Source organism: Flavobacterium foetidum (genome assembly GCF_004634245.1).
GTDB lineage: Bacteria > Bacteroidota > Bacteroidia > Flavobacteriales > Flavobacteriaceae > Flavobacterium > Flavobacterium foetidum.
On sequence record NZ_SJTF01000002.1, the window covers coordinates 182,811 to 201,374 of the forward strand.

Annotated in this window: 18 protein-coding genes; 7 read left to right on the forward strand and 11 right to left on the reverse strand. The window is 35.8% G+C overall.

Features of this window, described 5'->3' with window-relative positions:
* Window positions 1-55: 55 nt before the first annotated feature.
* The 3 genes from E0W73_RS03140 to E0W73_RS03150 all read left to right on the forward strand — a co-directional run bounded on the left by E0W73_RS03140 (window position 56) and on the right by E0W73_RS03150 (window position 3,757).
* Window positions 56-1,723 carry an ATP-dependent nuclease gene (locus E0W73_RS03140; protein WP_135220640.1) on the forward strand — a complete coding sequence of 556 codons (1,668 nt, stop codon included), beginning with the start codon at window positions 56-58 and terminating at the stop codon, window positions 1,721-1,723.
* A 272-nt stretch (window positions 1,724-1,995) separates the two neighbouring features.
* Window positions 1,996-2,865, forward strand: a complete 870-nt coding sequence (locus E0W73_RS03145) for a LytTR family DNA-binding domain-containing protein (RefSeq protein WP_135220641.1) — start codon at window positions 1,996-1,998, stop codon at window positions 2,863-2,865.
* A 76-nt stretch (window positions 2,866-2,941) separates the two neighbouring features.
* Complete coding sequence (locus tag E0W73_RS03150; RefSeq protein WP_135220642.1) at window positions 2,942-3,757, forward strand: CPBP family intramembrane glutamic endopeptidase; 816 nt, start codon at window positions 2,942-2,944, stop codon at window positions 3,755-3,757.
* A 35-nt stretch (window positions 3,758-3,792) separates the two neighbouring features.
* Here E0W73_RS03150 and E0W73_RS03155 read toward each other — a convergent pair whose 3' ends face one another.
* The 6 genes from E0W73_RS03155 to E0W73_RS03180 all read right to left on the reverse strand — a co-directional run bounded on the left by E0W73_RS03155 (window position 3,793) and on the right by E0W73_RS03180 (window position 9,881).
* On the reverse strand, window positions 3,793-4,806 hold the full coding sequence (locus E0W73_RS03155) for a cytochrome-c peroxidase (RefSeq protein WP_135220643.1): 1,014 nt from the start codon (window positions 4,804-4,806) through the stop codon (window positions 3,793-3,795).
* Window positions 4,807-4,868: 62 nt separating this feature from the next.
* A complete protein-coding gene (locus E0W73_RS03160; protein ID WP_135220644.1) occupies window positions 4,869-5,741 on the reverse strand; it encodes an MbnP family protein in 873 nt (290 codons plus the stop codon).
* A 185-nt stretch (window positions 5,742-5,926) separates the two neighbouring features.
* Window positions 5,927-6,295, reverse strand: coding sequence for a hypothetical protein (locus E0W73_RS03165; RefSeq protein ID WP_135220645.1), 369 nt, complete (start codon window positions 6,293-6,295; stop codon window positions 5,927-5,929).
* A gap of 4 nt (window positions 6,296-6,299) precedes the next feature.
* Entirely contained in the window at window positions 6,300-8,279 is a 1,980-nt protein-coding gene (locus tag E0W73_RS03170) for a TonB-dependent receptor plug domain-containing protein (protein ID WP_135220646.1), read from the reverse strand.
* Between the two features lie 4 nt (window positions 8,280-8,283).
* On the reverse strand, window positions 8,284-9,204 hold the full coding sequence (locus E0W73_RS03175; RefSeq protein WP_135220647.1) for a hypothetical protein: 921 nt from the start codon (window positions 9,202-9,204) through the stop codon (window positions 8,284-8,286).
* Window positions 9,205-9,503: 299 nt separating this feature from the next.
* A complete protein-coding gene (locus E0W73_RS03180; RefSeq protein ID WP_244248424.1) occupies window positions 9,504-9,881 on the reverse strand; it encodes a hypothetical protein in 378 nt (125 codons plus the stop codon).
* Between the two features lie 554 nt (window positions 9,882-10,435).
* On the opposite strand from E0W73_RS03180, the gene E0W73_RS03185 reads away from it, so the two are divergent.
* Window positions 10,436-11,506, forward strand: a complete 1,071-nt coding sequence (locus E0W73_RS03185) for an NAD(P)H-dependent flavin oxidoreductase (RefSeq protein WP_135220649.1) — start codon at window positions 10,436-10,438, stop codon at window positions 11,504-11,506.
* A gap of 220 nt (window positions 11,507-11,726) precedes the next feature.
* Here E0W73_RS03185 and E0W73_RS03190 read toward each other — a convergent pair whose 3' ends face one another.
* From E0W73_RS03190 to E0W73_RS03210, 5 genes are read right to left on the reverse strand one after another with little or no spacing between them, the layout of a single operon-like run.
* Window positions 11,727-13,346: a sensor histidine kinase gene (locus E0W73_RS03190; RefSeq protein WP_135220650.1), complete on the reverse strand. Its 1,620-nt coding sequence runs from the start codon at window positions 13,344-13,346 to the stop codon at window positions 11,727-11,729.
* A 3-nt stretch (window positions 13,347-13,349) separates the two neighbouring features.
* On the reverse strand, window positions 13,350-14,363 hold the full coding sequence (locus E0W73_RS03195; RefSeq protein ID WP_135220651.1) for a SpoIIE family protein phosphatase: 1,014 nt from the start codon (window positions 14,361-14,363) through the stop codon (window positions 13,350-13,352).
* Window positions 14,356-14,796 carry an anti-sigma regulatory factor gene (locus E0W73_RS03200; protein ID WP_244248426.1) on the reverse strand — a complete coding sequence of 147 codons (441 nt, stop codon included), beginning with the start codon at window positions 14,794-14,796 and terminating at the stop codon, window positions 14,356-14,358. The genes E0W73_RS03195 and E0W73_RS03200 overlap by 8 nt, the downstream gene beginning before the upstream one ends.
* On the reverse strand, window positions 14,750-15,151 hold the full coding sequence (locus tag E0W73_RS03205; protein WP_135220652.1) for an STAS domain-containing protein: 402 nt from the start codon (window positions 15,149-15,151) through the stop codon (window positions 14,750-14,752). The genes E0W73_RS03200 and E0W73_RS03205 overlap by 47 nt, the downstream gene beginning before the upstream one ends.
* 23 nt (window positions 15,152-15,174) lie before the next feature.
* A complete protein-coding gene (locus E0W73_RS03210; RefSeq protein ID WP_135220653.1) occupies window positions 15,175-16,008 on the reverse strand; it encodes an STAS domain-containing protein in 834 nt (277 codons plus the stop codon).
* A 581-nt stretch (window positions 16,009-16,589) separates the two neighbouring features.
* Here E0W73_RS03210 and E0W73_RS03215 point away from each other — a divergent pair.
* The 3 genes from E0W73_RS03215 to E0W73_RS03225 all read left to right on the forward strand — a co-directional run bounded on the left by E0W73_RS03215 (window position 16,590) and on the right by E0W73_RS03225 (window position 18,550).
* A complete protein-coding gene (locus tag E0W73_RS03215) occupies window positions 16,590-17,408 on the forward strand; it encodes an alpha/beta fold hydrolase (RefSeq protein ID WP_135220654.1) in 819 nt (272 codons plus the stop codon).
* Window positions 17,409-17,474: 66 nt separating this feature from the next.
* Window positions 17,475-17,792, forward strand: coding sequence for a phosphoribosylpyrophosphate synthetase (locus E0W73_RS03220; protein ID WP_135220655.1), 318 nt, complete (start codon window positions 17,475-17,477; stop codon window positions 17,790-17,792).
* 125 nt (window positions 17,793-17,917) lie between these two features.
* The gene (locus tag E0W73_RS03225) at window positions 17,918-18,550 is read left to right on the forward strand and encodes a hydrolase (protein ID WP_135220656.1); all 633 of its coding nucleotides are present in this window, start codon (window positions 17,918-17,920) and stop codon (window positions 18,548-18,550) included.
* Window positions 18,551-18,564 lie beyond the last annotated feature (14 nt).

An 18,564-nucleotide genomic window follows, 5' to 3' on the forward strand; every position in this document is an offset into this window, starting at 1 on the left:
CAAAAAGAGTGGTAAAGTTATATTTTTAGTAATTAAACTAATAACTAACTATCATATGAAACTACAAAAGCTTATCATTAAAAATTTTCGAGGTCTTAAAGGAGAAAACAATACAATTGATTTTTCATCCTCAAACATTATTTTTCTTATCGGACTAAATAATGTTGGTAAATCTTCTTTTCTGCGCGCATATGAATTTTTTATTAATTCCGCTCAAAAAGCAAACACATCTGATTTTTACAACTATGACGTTAATACACCTATTGAAATAGAAGGCGTCTTTTTAAAAGATGAAAATGACGATGATGATGACGAATTAGCTGCAGTAACTAAAGGAAAAGGCAGTGACCCTGATTGGATTAAAAAATGGGTAGATGAAAATAACTTTATTCGAATAAAAAAAATCTGGACAAAACATGAAACTGCAGATAAATATACATTTTCTCCTGAAACTGATGAATGGATACTTAACGGTTTTGGCGGAATGCCTTCATTATTCCAGAAACACTCTCCTACACCAATTCTAATCAGCGCCATGGAGACCGAAAGTAGTCTTGAAGAAAAAGTCAATAAATTAATACAAGATGAAATTCTTAAAAAATTAAAAGACGACTACGGTGAAGACCTAAATCAGTTGATAGACGGCGTTAAGAAACTACAGCAAAAAATAGCTGACTCAGATATTGTTACAAAATATAATGAGGAAATAAATGAATATTTTAAAAAAGTGTTCTCAGACCTTACACTAAAACTTTCACCTAAAGATGATGATAATATAAAACTGGAAGATTCATTTAAAAAAAATCACAGTGTAACAATTAGCAAAGAAGGAATCGATAGAAACGAGGTTTTTACGCAATATGGACATGGTGTGATTCGTCAAGCATTATATAATTTTTTAACTTTCCTAAAAAGATCTCGCGAAGGAAAAAGGAAAGAATATATAATATTATATGAAGAGCCTGAACTATTCTTACATCCAGAAATTACATTTAAACTTAGAACAAGTTTATATGATCTAGCCGAAAATTCTCCATTTCAAGTCATATGTGCAACCCACTCCCCTCTTATGATCGACATTTCCAAACCACATTCATCATTGGTGAGAGTAGTTAAGAAACATGATGAAACCACATTTACATACCAAGTAGGAGATGAAGTTTTTAGAAGCGATGACGAACGAAAACAACGTATCCAAATGATTAATAGATTTAATCCTCATGTATGCGAATCATTTTATGCGAAAATGGTGATTATAGTTGAAGGTGATACTGAAGCTATTGTATTTAGAGATTTGATAAAACGTTTTTATAATGACTATGAAATTTATGTATTAAATTCAGGTTCCAAAAATAACATCCCATTCTTCCAAGAAATTTTTACTGCATTTCACATAGAACATTGTGTTATACATGATTCGGACACAAGATTTAATAAGGATAGTTCAGCGAATAGTGCTTGGTCATTAAATAGTTCAATTTGGGACAAGATTGTTAACGCAAATCAAATTATGAAAGGAATGGCTAGAAGATACGTTCATGTTCAAAACTTTGAAAATGCACATAACATTAATTCAAATGGTAAAGACAAACCCCTCAAAGCATTCGACTTTGTACAGGGTTTGGAATTTGATTCAGACGCACCATGCCTAATGCTCTTGAAAGACCTTTTAGGAGATAAAATTATCCTCCACGATAATATGTATGTTGAGCAATTAAATTAGATCTCTAAACCAAAAAATCCTGTGAAATCAACATTTACAGGATTTTTACTTTTTGATCAACTATAACTACATAGTTGATATTTTAATTGTTAACAAAATGACTTTCATTAATCAATAACTTTTATAAAAACATACAATCTAACTATTATATTGGCATATCGTATAAATAATTCATTAATCAAATATTAATCCCCAAAAAATCTCTTTTTTCATAAATTAGCACTAACCAATTTACCTTTCATCAGATTAACATCATCAATCAAAAAATCAAAATGCTACTAAACACCCTATACCCAAACAGCGAAACCAATAAGGAAATCATCCTAACCTCTTCCCTAACAGGTATGTTATTGTATTTTCTTTTAATCATTTATCAGCCATTTGGAACCAGTCAGTTTGAGCATAGTTATAAATATTTGCTGTTGTTTCCGTACGGAATTATTACCACGTTTTCATTTTGCAGTATCAATTTGTTGCTTTCAAAACAAAATATAAAATGGACAATCGGTTCTGAATTGTTTAAGACGTTCTGGATTTTGTTATTAATTTCTTCTTTGTCTTACTTTTACAACACTTTATTTGTCAGCAAAGTAAGTTTTTCATTTGAAAACTATTTGTATATGTTCGCTTACACAACAGCGCTTGGAGGTCCAGTTGTTATGGCTTATATTCTGGCTCGATATATTTACCTCAACAACAAGGAAAATCATTTAATGAACAAAAATGTATCTTTCGGAAAAACTGTTTTGGAACATGATACTTATTCGAAAACAAATGAAAAAAACACCAAATTGTTTATCACTGCCGATTATTCCAATTATTGTTTAGAACTGCAAGAGAGCGATTTTCTTTTTGCCGAATCTGCTGATAATTATTGCATGCTGTATTTTTATAAGAACGGAATGCTTCAAAAAGAAATGATTCGAATTTCGCTGACCAAATTATTAAGCCAAATTCAGACCGATACCATTAAGCAAATCCATCGCTCCTTTATTGTCAACTTAGAAAAAACTACAAGATTTAAAGGCAATAGTTCGGGTTACAAAATCGCGATACAGGACATCGAAAAAGAATTGACTGTTTCGAGAAAATATCTCGATTCGGCAGTACCGATTTTAAAGAATTTTGTTCTTCGTCCCTAACTTTTGTCAATCGCCACTTTAATTTGATTTGTGGTTTCTGTGTCTTTTACTTTTGCTGCAAACACCTGAAACAACTATGAACAAATTAAAATTTCCGCTGCTTTTCATTTTCGGTTTTGCGATTTATTTCTTAATCGATGCCACTACTTTTTCCTTCCTTCAAAAAGAAATTACAGTAGCAAGCCATTCTAAAATTCTAGGACATGTCCTTGCTTACACCATAACTTTAATCCCTTTAATTATTACGGTGATGTTTTTGCATAAAAGCACTGGTAGCGTTACTGAGAAATTAGGTCTTTCTAAAGGCTTGTTTATCGGTGTTATTTTTGCTTTTGTATCGACACTTCCAATGTTGATTGCTTATTTGGTAAACTTTAGTTTGAATACAAAACTATCTCTAGACACGATTCTCATCAACACCATTTCATCTGCAATTTTTGAAGAAATCATCTATAGAGCATTTCTTTTCGGAATGTTGTACCGATTTACACGATTGGGTTTTATGCCTTCCATTTTTCTGGGTTCGCTTTTGTTTGGAATAGCACATTTATACCAAAGCACCGACCTAAATGAACTTATCGGAATTTTTCTGATTACCTTTTTGGGTTCGGTCATATTCGCATGGATTTACGCTGAATGGAATTTCAATTTGTGGACTGCTGTTTTTTTACATTGTCTGATGAATCTGTATTGGCTTCTTTTTGATGTCAGCAGTAATTCGCTCGGAGATACTTGTGCTAATATTTTCAGATTTTCAACACTATTTATCGCCATTTCTATAACGATTTATTACAAACGAAAAAACAAAATAGCGCTTGAAATCAACAAGAAAACTTGGTGGATGAAGCGGAAAGCTATAATTAGACACAAACAAAAAGCCTGTAAAGATTAATTTTACAGGCTTTTTTCGAAAACTTAAAGAACAGCTTACTTCACAAACTCCTTATCGCTCAATGTTTTCATAAAAGCGATAAGATTTGTTTTTTCTTCTTCTGTGAGCGGAATTCTGTTTCCGTTATTTTTAAAAATCGGATCAAGATTATCGGCTTCTAGAACTCCGTTATCAAAATAATCCAAAACAGATTTTAAGGTCGGAAACTGACCGAAACTTCCATAAGGTGCTGTATATTCAATATTCCGTAAAGTCGGAACACGAAAACTCATAAAATCGGCAGGGAGTCCGGTAACTCTCGCTCTTCCGGCTTCATTAGAATTGGTGTTTACAGGAAAACCGATGTTTCTAAAACTCTGATCCGTAAATAACTCTGTACTGTGACAACTCGCACATTTTTGCTGAAAAGTTTCATAGCCTTTTGCTTCCTCGATTGTAAAACTATCGCCTTCGTTGCGCTTTACTTTGTCGTATTTGCTGTTTGCAGAAATTAAGCTGTACTCAAATTGTGCAATGCTTTTATAAATCCTCTCGGGCGTTATGTTTTCGTCTCCGAATGTTTTCCTGAATAATTCTTTATAAGTAACATCATTTTCTATTTTACCGATGACTTCCAAAATCGACGAATCCATTTCTTCGTGGGTTATAATGGGAACCAAAGGCTGGTTCTCGAGTTGCAGCTTGCTTCCGTCCCAATTGTAAAATTGCATAAAGATTAAATTCTGAATTGATGGCGTATTACGCAGTCCGACCCTGCCATCAATTCCGATTGCCTGCGCATTATGATCTGCAAAAGCATTCGCTTGAATATGGCAACTCGAACACGAAATTGTATTATCTGCACTGAATCTTTTGTCTGAAAAAAGCTTTTCTCCTAACGCTACTCCATATTTTGTGGGTTTGTTTAAACTCACAAAGCTATTCACTTCCGGAAAGTCGGCGGGAATGTTTAAGGCAATTTCCGGATTATCAACAGCAACCATTTCAGCATCATCATTACTACAAGAAATCAGCAACATCAAAGCTATAAAACCAATTATTTTTTTCATTTTAAATGAATTTTTAAAAGAGCTGTCCGAAACCTAAAATTTCAGACAGCTCTGAAATAATTTTAGTTTTCGACAGCCGTAACCGAGAACATTCCGCTAATATCGCTTGTTCCGTTTCCACCCAAATTATCCACAAACTTAACCATCTGTGCAGCCGTGTGAACATTTGGAGTTGCATTATCAGCATCTCCTGTTCCGGTTGAAAGCGTAATCGTATTCGTTTTGCCGCTCAACATTTTATCAAAATCAGCCTTAATTTTAATAACTGGAGCATTACCTCCAACTACTACATTGGTTGTTAGACTTAAAGTGATATCTCGGTAAGCATTTACGCCCTGAGTATAAGTAGACGCATCTCCTTTTTTTCCTTCGACAGTACTTCCGGTATGAATTGACATGGTTTTATTATCAGCACCATAAAAACCTTCAATTTTAGTAAAACGGTAGCCTGATCCCCATTCCCACATCATTGCCGTATCATTTGCTCCAGCTGCAGCATAAAAGTTCGGAAATCTAACCTGGTCTAACGTATTTTGTTCTGGTTTTATTCCCAATCCAAACTTGATTTGTTTGTATGATGAGGCTGGAACATTACTTAAAACATAACTTAACGAAGCTGTTTTAGACTGATCGATAACGGTTGCTCCTTTGTCTAAATCATTTATATTGTACGCAACTTCGCTTCCGTCATCTTTTACCAGACGAATATTGCTGATTACATATTTTAGCTCCGAAAAATGATGTATTTGTCCGGCTGCCGAAGTATTCGTCGTAGCGGAAGTCGAAGCAACATCGCCTAAAATAATCGTCGTGTTTTTAAAAGTGTTATTGAATTCTAGCGTAACATTTCCTGCAGGATTATCACCATCGTTTGAACAAGAAACAAAGGCTAAAGCAGCAACTGCCAATAAAAGGTATTTTTTTAAATTTTGCATTTTTTGATATTTAAATTTTTGTATTTAATAAAGTCCATTAGATTTGCATATTTCATCATTCTAATAATTAAGCATCTAGTTTTGGCAACTATTATGAAGCTTGATTTAACCACAAACTGCACAAATTTTAGCAAACCAATTTGTGGAATCTGCGCAATTATCGGTTAAAGAATTGAGAAAGTTAATCACCCAATAGGCGGCGGTACAAAAATTTCGAGACAAGGTTCTGTTTGACCTATTTCTTTATATATCAATACTTTTCTGGAATTTATTTCCTTTATAATGTTCCAGGCAAATTCAATCTCCGAAATCAAAATCACATCAATCTTCTTTCCTAATCCTGTTAATTCAAGATCACTATTTTTTTCTGATTGCTGCAATTCTTTATTCAAATGGCATTTACCATGACATTGCATTTCGGGTTTGGACTTGTTGACGCAAAACTCCTTTTCGATATTCTTTTGATTGAGTTTATAATGCACAATAAGCAGCGCCTGCTGGAAAGAAACCAGCAGAAACAATATTGTCATTGTGATACTAAAAACTCTTTTCATTTGCTTAGAAACTTACTTTTAATGAAGTAAAAATATTACGCCCCATTCTTGGAATATTGCCCCAATCGGCATAGGTGCTGTAATATTCATTTAATAAATTTTCTGCACCAATCTGAATTGTGCTTCGTAGTTTATTGATTTTAAAAGTATAATCGGCCGAAAGATTCCAAATCGTATAAGCTGGCGTTAAATCTTCTCCATATTCTGGACTGTAGTTGATTTGTTCCAAATCGCCGTTTACAGAAGTCTGGATGCCAAAATTCTTATGCATAAAATGAAGCGACGTCAGATAGCTCAACGGGCGAATAAAAGGCAGATTTCCGTTTTTATCATCAGTTCCACGTGCGTAGGTAAGCGTTCCTTTCCAATGCAAATGTTCCAAAATGTCGTAGCTGACATTCATAGACAGGTTCAAAAGTGTGGCATAATCTAAAGAAGTATAACCTTTGACCCCCACAGATTGATAATTCATCGGACTTCCCATGCTCAAAATCCTTCCGATGATATAATTTTGGATGTAGAAGTAATTTACTTTTCCTTGAATACTGAATCTGTCGTTTTTAAAACCAGCAGATGCATTTCCTTCATACGAAATTTCATTTTTCAAATCCGGATTTCCGATATAATCGTAACGGTCAAAACTATTGTAGATGTAATATCCATAACCCTCAGAAACAGAAGGCGCTCTATGGCCGTAACCTGTCCCGACTGAAAAATTAAACTGCTCGATATTTAGCTGATAGCCGGCATGAAGGCTTGGCAAGAATCGCGTTTTTTCCTGAGAAGCTCCCGGATGAAAAATCCAGTTGAATTCGACATATTTAGAATAATTGTAATTCACGCCCAAAGAACCGCCCATATTTATTTGGCTTTTCTCTGAAATCTCCCATGAATTGTTCATGGCCAATCCGGCAAAACGAGTGGTAACCCAAGGCCAGCTAAAGGCAAACATAGTTCTATTGCTTCTATCCTGCGGATACATTCGCATCTCCGCAATTGATAGATTGTCGTAGGCATTTAATGAAATTTCAGAAGAATAACTGTTTTTCTTCAGATTAGCTTTAGAAACCAATCCGTAAGTAGTGCTCCATCCGGGCATATCCATATGTACGAGATTTTCAGGACGTGTTGTATCATCCATATAATGCTCTATGGCATTGTAATAAATCTTGGTATCGACCACTCTAAACAATCCGTCCTCAAACAATTGCTTGTACGAAGCCGAGGTGATCAAAGCGCGAGAAAGCCACAAATCCATCGGAAGTGCCGGAAACCCGACATCTTTTGCTACATCAAAAATCGCATCTACTCTTACAGATGATAAATCACTGGTTTTATAAGCCAATCCTAACGAAGTGTTGAACTTGTTGTATTGCGAATGTTTGACCTCATCATTATTTCCATCAAAATAATTATCGGCAGTTCGATACGAAATGCTTCCTTCTGCAACAAATTTATTTCTTGAAAATGAAACATTACCGAGATTAAAAAATTGCTTATTATTAAACTCAAAACCCGTTTGATAAGTCCCTTTCCATTTTGGTTCTAGGCTAAAAGCCGTGCTTCTTCTCTTTAAATCAATGCTTCCCGCAACAGTAGCTCCATGAAGGCTTCCCTCCTGCCCCGATTTAATATCGATCGCAGCCAGATTATTGCTTTCTACATAAGAGGTGATCGGATCCATCTTATCGGTGCAAGCTCCAAAAATATGCATACCGTCAATTGTGACCTGAGAACGTTCTGTGCTCATATTGTTTAACAACGGCTCCCAGGCATAAGCCCCTCTTTTTATGAAACTGATATTATCCGACGAAGACAAAAATTCATCAACAGAAACCGCCATTTTCATTTCGGTCTCAATTTTCTTTTTTGCTGCGTTTTGTACTTTTACTTCTTCTAGATTTTTGATACTATCATGATGCGCATGATTGTTTTGAGCCGTTAGCGCTATTCCGCAAAAAAGTGCTATTATAAAATATTTCATGTGCCTAGAATAAAGTATCAATGTATAATTCACTTTTTACTCCTTCGACACCGGGGGTAAAATCAGACGGCACTACAGTTCCTTTAAGAATCAATCCGTTTTGATTCATTAAAATCAGGTTTAGCGTCCAATTTCCCGTCATGGTATAATTGACAACACCGTGATAAAACCCATCGTTTTGCTGTGTCAAATCTCTATTATTAGGAGACGAATGATTTCCCATAGAAGGTTCTGGCATTCTAGGATCCAATTTTAATGTATATCCCATTACCTCAGAATAAGAAAATTGAGAAGGATCGGGAAAAGTTCCAGCCGCCGTAGTTGGTTTGTTGTATTTGTAAATTCCTGCTATCAGCGCATTTTCTGCAACTTTTGGTTTTTGAGGCGCTATTAAGGCAATACAATACTGTTCGCCGTCTTTGCCTGTAAAAGCAGTCATGTTCAAGTTTTTATTGCTTTGTTTCTCTACAGTAACCTGTTTGTTGATTTCATATTTTTGGTTGTCAACCGTAAAAGAAATGTAGAGTTTCCAATTGCCCGAAGCATCACTTTCGCTAGTAAATACAGAATAGCCGCTGTAATAGTTATTTGCAGCGTCATATTCTAAATTGTATTGATGCGGACATGAACTCGGAACATTATCAGAATTCGTCATTATCGGCAAAAAAGTAACTGCAGAAGGATTAACGCGTTGATTGTTCTGTGCATTCAAAACTTTTAAACGAAGCTCGTTGTAACCTTTGTAAAAAGTTCCGTTTAAAGCTTCTATGCTTACTTTATAATTACCAGAAGTAAACGAAACGGCTTCCTTAAATTCAGACAACTCCGGAATTTCTAAGCCAGTTTCAGCTTCGTAATCTGTTTTGTCAAGCGTGCATGAGGCAAGCGCAAAAAATGCGATTACCAAAAAATTAAAAAATTTCATTTTGATATGAAGGGTTAAAGACTGTAAATGCGGCATGCGACAATTTGAGATCATCAAATCGGCGATACCATTTAGTAACCAAGAATAAAGCAAATGAAGGCGTAGAGTAACATTCCTTCAAATACAAAAAGGAATCAGAAAAATCAGTCTTGAAAAAGTTTTATGCAACTTTATCCAATTGCCAAATTGTACATACTAAGATGCAATACCAAGATTTTATTGGATACAACACAAGTGGCAGTAAAAGCCGAATCAATCTTCAAATCGAAAATTGCTTATATAAAACTGAAATTTTTGACCTATACGAAATAGACCGGAGGATGGAAAGTAAGATTTGAAGCTCCCACTGGCTTTTTATCAAATAAAAGGAAATCGTTCTTTTTTGATTCGATTACCGGAATAGCAGCAAACTCTAAAGCTTGGATGTTCTGAATATACACAACCTCTAATTTGTCTTTTAGGATGTTCTGCATTTTTCTTTCGTTGTCAGAATATTTCTTAATGCTTTTTTGAAGTTCGCAACGTCCGTTACAGCTGTTAAAAACTGCTTTTCGTTGCACACAAATGGTTTGCGCTATTTCTTTTTGATTGATTTTAAAAGAAGCATAAATGAACAAGCTCCCAAATGATGGGCATAAAATTAAAAGGGAAAGTACTATGATGAATAACCTTTTCAAGTGCTTGTTAAGTATTTTGACAAAAGTACATCATTTTTATTTTTTATTACAACAAAAGTATAGTTTTATTAAAATTAACTCGTTGGGTGAAATTATTTTCAACACATAGAAACATAGTTTAACTAAACTTAAAAAAGGCGTTTCACTAGTCTAAATGCACATAGTTTAGCTATGTGTGGAAACTTGTTTCTTCCATTTTCTTTTTTCGGCACAAAAAACTATGCTTCTATGTGTTAAAATACTTTTATTTTTTAATTACACCCAACGGGTTAAAATTACTTTAATGCGTTGGGTGAACTTATTATTTTCAATTTTACTTATCAGTTTAGATTTAAATCTGTTTAAAGTCACGTGAAAAAATCGGTACTCAAAAGTAATTCACGCGGATTTTAATGATTTCAGCAGATCAAAATAGATTTTTTGTTGAATGAAACCATTGCATTTTCACAACGTCATTACTCTAAAAAATAACAAAACATATAAATTTAAGCACAATCCTGTTGTATCTTAGTAGATGGAAAATAAGCAACAACAAATGTTAATTTAAGAACGTGATGTGGAATTCAACTAAAATAACACAATTATTCGGCATCGACTATCCCATTTTACAGGGCCCGATGGGAGGCGGATTTTCTACGGCTTCTCTTCTTGCGGCTGTAAGTAATGCGGGCGGTCTTGGCAGTTATGGTGCTTATACACTGAGTCCCGATGAAATCCTGGAAGCTGATAAAGCTATAAAAGCGGTAACTTCTAAACCTTACAACATTAACTTATGGGTAGATGATGTTGATAAAAACCTAATTCATTTTCCGGAGGAAAAACTGGAAAAAATCAAACTGCTTTTTAAGCCTTATTTTGATGAACTCGGAGTTCCGCTTCCTCAACTTTCTACTGATATTCCTTCAAAATTTGAGAAACAGATTGAAGTTCTGTTTCAAATCAAGCCAGCTGTTTTTAGTTTTATTTTCGGAATTCCCTCCAAAGAGATTTTAGCCGAAAGCAGAAGATTGGGAATCACAACTGTTGGCGCTGCCACAACTCTAGAAGAAGCTCTTGCTCTAGAAGAAGCCCAAGTTGACGCCATTGTTGCTGCCGGATTTGAAGCTGGAGGTCACCGTCCTTCTTTTCTGAAACCAGCTCAAGAGTCTTTTACAGGATTGTTCAGCCTTTTGCAGCAATTAAAAGCTAAAATCAAAACACCTATAATCGCGGCAGGCGGTATTACAGATGCTAAAGGAATAGTGGCGGCACTTACTTTGGGAGCCGATGCTGTGCAGTTAGGCACGGCCTTTTTGGCTACAGACGAATCGGCGGCGGCACCGCTTCATAAGGAAATCTTGTTTTCTGATGGTTCGAATGATACTGTAGTTTCAAAATCCTTAACAGGAAGAATGGGAAGAATGATACGCAATAAAATTTCGAATGAAATCGATTTTGAAACTGAAGTTTTGCCTTTTCCGTTGCAAACCAAATTAATCGCTCCTCTAAAAACCGCAGCTCTTGCTCAAGGCCGATCCGATTTGGTTAACTTTTGGTCAGGACAAAATACCGTCAATTTAAAACATCGCAGCGCTTCGCATTTAATGCAGGAATTGATTACCGAAACCAGCAATCTCATTAAATAGATGGTAACAAATTATTTTCAACACATAGAAACATAGTTTAACTAAACTTTAAAAAAGGCGTTTCACTAGTCTAAATGCACATAGTTTAGCTATGTGTGGAAACTTGTTTCTTCCATTTTCTTTTTTCGGCACAAAAAACTATGCTTCTATGTGTTAAAATGCTTTTATTTTTTAATTACACCCAACGGTTAGATAGTAATAAAAAATCTGCCTAATGCGTTTATTTAGGCAGATAAATATAAAATGTAGTTCCTTTTCCAGGCTCGCTGGTAAAATTGATTACGCCATTATGATTTTCGATAATTCTTTTGCAGAGCGCCAGCCCGATTCCGTTACCGCCGTATTGATCTCGATCATGCAGACGCTGAAACATGTCGAATATGCGACCCGAATATTTGCTGTCCATTCCAATTCCGTTATCGGCAATAGTGATTAAATGATAATTTCCTTGAGGTTTATATTGATCGAGTGCTGCAATGCTTTCTTCATCGGCGCTAATGGTTACAATCGGTTCAGCAGCATTAAACTTTAGCGCATTGTTTACTAGATTAAAAAACAATTGGCGCAGTTGCGTACTAAGTCCAGCCACAGTTGGCAGCGGACTTATATTGATAATTGCATTTTTTTCGTCTATTATAAGACTTAAATCGTGTATGGTTTCGCGTAAAATTTCATTTAAATCAACCGGCAATAGCGTGTTTACGTTATTGTCTACTCTCGAATAGTTGAGCACGTCAGAAATCAAGTCCGACATTCGTCCAGCGGCACTATTGATTTTATCAAAATAATATTTGTTTTTCTGTTCTTCGCTCAATCCTTCGCCTGCGCGAGAAAGCATAATTCTGATTTTTCGAAGCGGTTCTTGTAAATCGTGGCTTGCAATATAGGCAAACTGCTGTAGCTCTTTATTTTTGAAGATTAGCTTCGAATTGGCATTTTCCAATTCACGCTGAATCACTTTCAATTCAGAATTATTCTTAAGCGTTTCTTCTACCGTTTTTTGGGCATGAATGTCTACAAAATAAACCAGCCAATTGGTAAATGAACTGTCTTCTGCCTTGTTCGGAATTATGGAAACCAGATGCCATCTGTAAGCATCTCCCTTTTTGATTCGGGTTTCTCCATAATATTCACTGCGATTTTTCTTTATTTTATTCCAATTGTCAATAATGTTTTCCAAATCATCAGGATGAATGAAAGTAGCCAGTTCCTTACGCTCAAAAACAGTAAATGAAGATTTTAGAAATCCCTGAAAAGATTCATTTGTAAGCAGCACATGGTTGCGTTCGTTGATAATGCAAATCAGAATCGGAATTGAATTAGCCAGCTGTCTATACCTGTTTTCACTTTCTCCTAATTTCTCCGAAAGTGCTATAAGTTCTATATTTTTCTTTCGAATCTCGTCATACGGAGAAAGCGGCGATTCGTATTTGAAGTAATCGGCAAGACTTTTAATTTTGGCTTCAGAAAGCAATCCGGGAGAAAGAACCTTCTGGCTGAACTGTGTTACAGAATAATTATCATTATAACTGTATTCTATATTTCCAGAAAGTTTGGCTGCATATTTAAAAGCTTCGGGATTGCATTTTTTCAAATCATTAGAATCGCTGACAATAGCCACGATTTCTTTATGAGTCGTTTTTATGACATTTATTCCGAGCTTCAATATAGAGTTCTCTCCATTTGCGATAGAACATCTTGCAACCTCCGAAACAGCAGTAGCAAATCTAGTCTGAAACGAAGAAGGCATACCGCACATCTCTGCAATTTTCATTGATCTTTTATGGGCCAGAATCAGGTCCATTTCATTATCAAGATTTATACTTACAATCTCTTTCATACCCTAAATTATTTTTCCGACCAGCACTGTTGCATCGTCTGTTCCTCTAATATTGTCTTTGTACAATGAAGCTGCGATGACGCCAGGATCCTGTTTGATGATAGACATCATTTCATTGAGATTCCATCTTGTACGTAATCCGTCGCTATGCATAATAATTATCTGATGCTTTAAATATGGAACGGTGGTGCTTTTCATCGTTCTCGGAATATTAAGTCCAATGATTCCGTTATAAGGCGTATAAGTTTTATTTTCCAAACCTCTATAAATGCGAGTATTAATATTGCCAATACCACATATATTCCATGTTTGTGTCTTATAATCTACGCAAGCAATTGAAGCCACCAAACCTCTTGTTTTTTTTACTCCGTCATGAATCTCTTTTAATATCTCTACCGCATCTTCTGCTTTTGACCTTATGAAAGCCTTTATTGCCATCTCAACGGCCTCATTAGCATATGCGCCATGACCAAGACCATCTCCAACAAATATTTGAAATCCTTTAGAAGTATATTTGATACGATAACCATCGCCACAGACCAATTCTCCGGGATAATTTACATTGATGACAGCGCTATTAAAACCTGGTTTCTCACGAGGGAAAGTGGTATCTGCTTTCTCGCATATTTTCACATATTGGACAGTTCCCCAATCTCTGCGAGAATATATCTGAAAATCGTTGCTTAATCTTTTTATAGAACCGAGTCCATGACCTAGAGTATTTGATGATGAATAACCATCATTCATGATTTTAACGACATTATCAATTCCTTTACCATTATCAAGGCAGTAAATTTCAATTTCATTATGACCATCTACTTCACGACTACGATATAAAAACTCCCCTCCATTTGCGTATTTTATAAGATTTGAAGTCAGTTCTGCCACAATTATATCTGTTTCTGCGGCTCGATGCACGCTAAAACCCGCCTGTAGAGCAAGGTTGTGTATTTCTCGTTTTATAAAAGCTACCAGACTACGATCTTCAATCTTATAGGTGGAAAAAGTATTATCCATTTTTCCATTTTATTATAGTAACAGTCGTTCCAACTCCCATTTCTGTTTTTATATCAAATTCATTAACAAGCCTTTTGGTTCCAGGCAACCCCAGCCCAAGACTTTTTCCTGTACTGTATCCATCTTTCATGGCCAGATCAATATCTGCTATTCCGGGACCATTGTCTATAAAAGTAGCTCGAACGCCTTTGTCACGTCCGTTGTTTACTTCTTCAACCAGAACTTTTCCTCCTCCTCCGTATTTCAAAAGGTTGCGCACGAGTTCGCTTGTGGCAGTAATCAGCTTGGTTTGGTTTAAAATACTCATTCCTGCTTTTACGCCATAATCTTTCACGCGGTTACGCAACGGCACCACATCTTGTTCTCGTACGATTGCAATTTCTACTTTATTGGTCGCTGTTATCATCATCGATCTGTTCTTCGTTATCGCCATTATACATTTTTGCGCGAAGCAGATCCATGCCTTTTTCCACATTCAGAGCACTAATTACACCATTTAGTGACAATCCGAGTTCTACTAATGTAATTGCAACAGCTGGCTGCATTCCTACAACTACTGTCTGTGCATCTAATATTTTGGCCATTACCGCTATATTCCCTAGGATGCGTCCCATGAATGAGTCAATTATGGAAACAGCCGATATATCAATTAAAACACCTTTAGAATTATGTTTATTGATTGTATTTATTAAGTCAGATTCAAGGTTTTCTGCTAACTGATCGTACAAATCGACTTGTATGGTCACCAGAAGAAAATCTCCCATCTTTAGTATAGGAATTCTTTCCATATCATTCAAAAAATCTAAATAGACTATTTTCTTTTCACCACCGTAAGCTGCAGCATTTCAAATGCTGTTTGAAGCGCGCTCGCAAGAGTTGCTTTTGTAACAATTCCTGTAAGATCTATACCCAAATGTACCACTGTCTGAGCAATTTCTGGACGAATACCGCTGATGATGCATTCTGCTCCCATTAAACGCGTTGCGCTAACTGTTTTAATCAAATGCTGCGCTACAAGAGAATCTACAGCTGGCACTCCAGAAATATCGAGAATAGCAATAGAACTTCCAGTGTCTACGATTTGCTGCAATAGGTTTTCCATTACAATCTGTGTACGGGAACTGTCTAAAGTTCCGATAATAGGCAAGGCTACAACACCTTCCCAAACACGGATAACCGGAGTTGAGATTTCGCTGATTTCTTCTGTCTGTCTCGCAATTACATCTTCGCGTCCTTTTAGGAAAGACTCAAAAGTCATAATTGTAAGATTGTCTACTATAGTGCTCAATTCGAGATTTGCAGCATAAAGTGCGGCTGGCTCACTTTCGATTTCTGATAAAATCTTTGAAGCGGCCTCCTTGAAAGAAATGATATACTGTCCTGTTTCGCGCGGCGAGAAACCACGTTTTGCTCTTGAGATTGAAATTCCTGTCAGTAAATCATAAAGTTTGTCAAATTCCTGGGAATTTAAATCTGTGCTATTGCCACCTAGTTTTATAGCTTCTAAGAAAAGCGATGTAAATTCTTTCGATTCTTCTTCTTCAGTAGCTCCATCAGTCGATCCTCTTTCCAAAAGAAGTTGTGTCCAGATAGTATTTAATTTGCTTTCGTACTCTTTTAAGCCTCCTAAAACGTTTTTTTGCATTTGTTGTGATATTTGGGTTTCTCTAACAAATATAATAATAAAAAAAGGCTAAAATTTCAAATGAATAGAAAAATTCTTAAAAATAAAATCTTGTCGGGAGAAGCATTCATTTCACTCCCCGTATTATCTGAAATAAGGCTGTTTTTTTATTTCTATTACGTGTCTTGAATTCCTGATTTTTTAATAATTGAAGAACGCTTTTAATAAATTAACGATATATCGTAAATAAATAAAACGGCACAAATCTGCAAACCGTTGAAAACAAAGGATATTTTGTTTTAGGCATATAATTTGGCTACTGTTTGGCATCCAATATTTATTAAAAAATCCAAACGTGAAAAGACTGATAAAAAAACCTCAAAAAATTCCGATTCAATTTCAAAATCAAATTAAAATACTATAAGACAAATAGTTACAAAAGTAAATTTCATTTCTTAATCTAGATTAATCAACAACTTTCTGTACCCGTTCTAAGTTTGCAGAAGAAATTTTCACAGAAAAAAAATCATATCAGAAAGCTTTGACCGCAAGTCTAAATTTTGATTGATCAAAACATTTAATAATCTAAAACCATAAAAAAAATGAGCACTATTACAGTAAAAGACGGAACACAAATTTATTACAAAGACTGGGGAAAAGGACAACCAATCGTTTTTCACCACGGATGGCCTTTATCAGGCGATGATTGGGACACACAAATGATGTTTTTCCTAAAACAAGGCTACAGAGTTATCGCACATGATCGCCGCGGGCATGGGCGTTCGGGACAGAGTTCAGAAGGCAACAACATGGATACTTACGCAGCAGACATCGCCGAACTGACTGAAGCTTTAGACCTTAAAGATGCTATACACATTGGCCACTCAACCGGAGGAGGAGAAGTTATACGATATGCCGCTAAACACGGAAAAGGAAGAATTGCAAAAGCAGTGATTATTAGCGCCATTACTCCGATTATGATTCAGAGCGAAACAAATCCTGAAGGAGTGCCATTAGCCATTTTTGATGAAATCAGAAAAGGAACCGGATTTAACAGAGCGCAATACTACCACGATTTCCCGATTGCTTTCTACGGATGGAATCGTGAAGGAACAACTGTTCAAGAAGGAATCAAACAAAACTGGTGGCGTCAGGGAATGATGGGTTCTGTTCTGGCTCATTACGAAGGCATCAAAGCTTTTTCTGAATCTGATTTTACAGAAGATCTTAAGAGTTTAGACATTCCTGTTCTGGTACTGCATGGAGAAGACGATCAGATTGTTCCTTACCATCAGGCACCAAAAGCGGCGGCACTTTTGAAAAACGGAAAACTAATCGGATATCCTGGATTTTCTCACGGAATGCCAACCCTTAATGCCGAAACAATCAACAACGATATTTTAGATTTTATTAAAGCATAAGCTGTTTTATTAATTAAAACTGTCTGCGTTTTCATTTATCCGCAGACAGTTTAAAACTTCTAACGTATGAATGCATTTCAACCACCCGCTTTTGACACGGTTACCGAAGCTTTGCAATGGCTCAACAATCAAGGTTTTACGCAAAACTTTAATCTTGATGTCAATTGTATCCGTTTCAACAACAATTCGCAATCTATGTCTCCTAACGAATTTAAGATTGAATATCTTTTTCGTTTTGAGGGAGATACCGATCCCGGAGACGAAGATATAGTGTACGGAATTGTATCTGAGGTTTACAATATAAAAGGTGTTTTAACAAGCGCCTTCGGAATCTATGCCGATTCTGTGTCGGCTGAAATGATCAGAAAACTTTCGACACATTAATAAAAATTTCAAATTATCGTAAGCAAAAAAAATAGGCTTTTTTCTAAAACCTATTGCATCATAACAAATAAAAAAATGGCTAAAAACAGCCTAATACTAAAAAATAACTTTAAAAATAAATAACTATGAAACCATCAGTAAACTTATTATCACCAGACAACCACGCGTTAGTATTAATCGATTTTGAAGGACAAATGGCATTTGCTACAAGCAATCTTCCTTTGAGCGAATTGCGTACCAATGTAGCAATCGTATCGGGAGCATCAAGAATCTTTAATGTACCGACTGTAGTAACAACGGTAGCAGAAGAGAGTTTCTCTGGTCCTGTTTTTCCAGAAGTAGAAGAATTTTATCCAATCGCCACTTCAGGATATATTGACCGTACCACGATGAATACTTGGGAAGACGAAAACGCTTATAAGGCAATCGTTGCAAAAAACAAGAAAAAAATCGTTTTAGCTGGTTTATGGACAAGTGTTTGTATTGTTGGCCCAGCGTTATCGGCTATCGACGAAGGTTACGAAGTTTACATCATTACAGATGCTTGCGGCGATGTTAGTAATGAAGCTCATGAACGTGCGGTACAAAGAATGGTTCAAGCTGGTGCAATACCTGTAACTTCAATTCAGTATTTATTAGAACTTCAAAGAGATTGGGCTCGTGAGGAAACGTATGCTCCGGTAACGAACTTAATGAAAAAACATGGCGGTTCTTATGGTTTAGGTATTCACTATGCTCACAACATGTTGAAACACTAATTCATTTTTCATCA

Excerpts from the sequence above, each read along its gene's own strand:
- E0W73_RS03155 (WP_135220643.1), bottom strand. The coding sequence starts at position 4,806 with ATGAAAAAAATAATTGGTTTTATAGCTTTGATGTTGCTGATTTCTTGT.
- E0W73_RS03175 (WP_135220647.1), bottom strand. The coding sequence starts at position 9,204 with ATGAAATTTTTTAATTTTTTGGTAATCGCATTTTTTGCGCTTGCCTCA.
- E0W73_RS03215 (WP_135220654.1), top strand. The coding sequence starts at position 16,590 with ATGAGCACTATTACAGTAAAAGACGGAACACAAATTTATTACAAAGAC.
- E0W73_RS03165 (WP_135220645.1), bottom strand. The coding sequence starts at position 6,295 with ATGAAAAGAGTTTTTAGTATCACAATGACAATATTGTTTCTGCTGGTT.
- E0W73_RS03160 (WP_135220644.1), bottom strand. The coding sequence starts at position 5,741 with ATGCAAAATTTAAAAAAATACCTTTTATTGGCAGTTGCTGCTTTAGCC.
- E0W73_RS03150 (WP_135220642.1), top strand. The coding sequence starts at position 2,942 with ATGAACAAATTAAAATTTCCGCTGCTTTTCATTTTCGGTTTTGCGATT.
- E0W73_RS03185 (WP_135220649.1), top strand. The coding sequence starts at position 10,436 with ATGTGGAATTCAACTAAAATAACACAATTATTCGGCATCGACTATCCC.
- E0W73_RS03210 (WP_135220653.1), bottom strand. The coding sequence starts at position 16,008 with ATGCAAAAAAACGTTTTAGGAGGCTTAAAAGAGTACGAAAGCAAATTA.
- E0W73_RS03205 (WP_135220652.1), bottom strand. The coding sequence starts at position 15,151 with ATGGAAAGAATTCCTATACTAAAGATGGGAGATTTTCTTCTGGTGACC.
- E0W73_RS03195 (WP_135220651.1), bottom strand. The coding sequence starts at position 14,363 with ATGGATAATACTTTTTCCACCTATAAGATTGAAGATCGTAGTCTGGTA.
- E0W73_RS03190 (WP_135220650.1), bottom strand. The coding sequence starts at position 13,346 with ATGAAAGAGATTGTAAGTATAAATCTTGATAATGAAATGGACCTGATT.
- E0W73_RS03225 (WP_135220656.1), top strand. The coding sequence starts at position 17,918 with ATGAAACCATCAGTAAACTTATTATCACCAGACAACCACGCGTTAGTA.
- E0W73_RS03170 (WP_135220646.1), bottom strand. The coding sequence starts at position 8,279 with ATGAAATATTTTATAATAGCACTTTTTTGCGGAATAGCGCTAACGGCT.
- E0W73_RS03145 (WP_135220641.1), top strand. The coding sequence starts at position 1,996 with ATGCTACTAAACACCCTATACCCAAACAGCGAAACCAATAAGGAAATC.
- E0W73_RS03220 (WP_135220655.1), top strand. The coding sequence starts at position 17,475 with ATGAATGCATTTCAACCACCCGCTTTTGACACGGTTACCGAAGCTTTG.
- E0W73_RS03200 (WP_244248426.1), bottom strand. The coding sequence starts at position 14,796 with ATGGCGATAACGAAGAACAGATCGATGATGATAACAGCGACCAATAAA.
- E0W73_RS03140 (WP_135220640.1), top strand. The coding sequence starts at position 56 with ATGAAACTACAAAAGCTTATCATTAAAAATTTTCGAGGTCTTAAAGGA.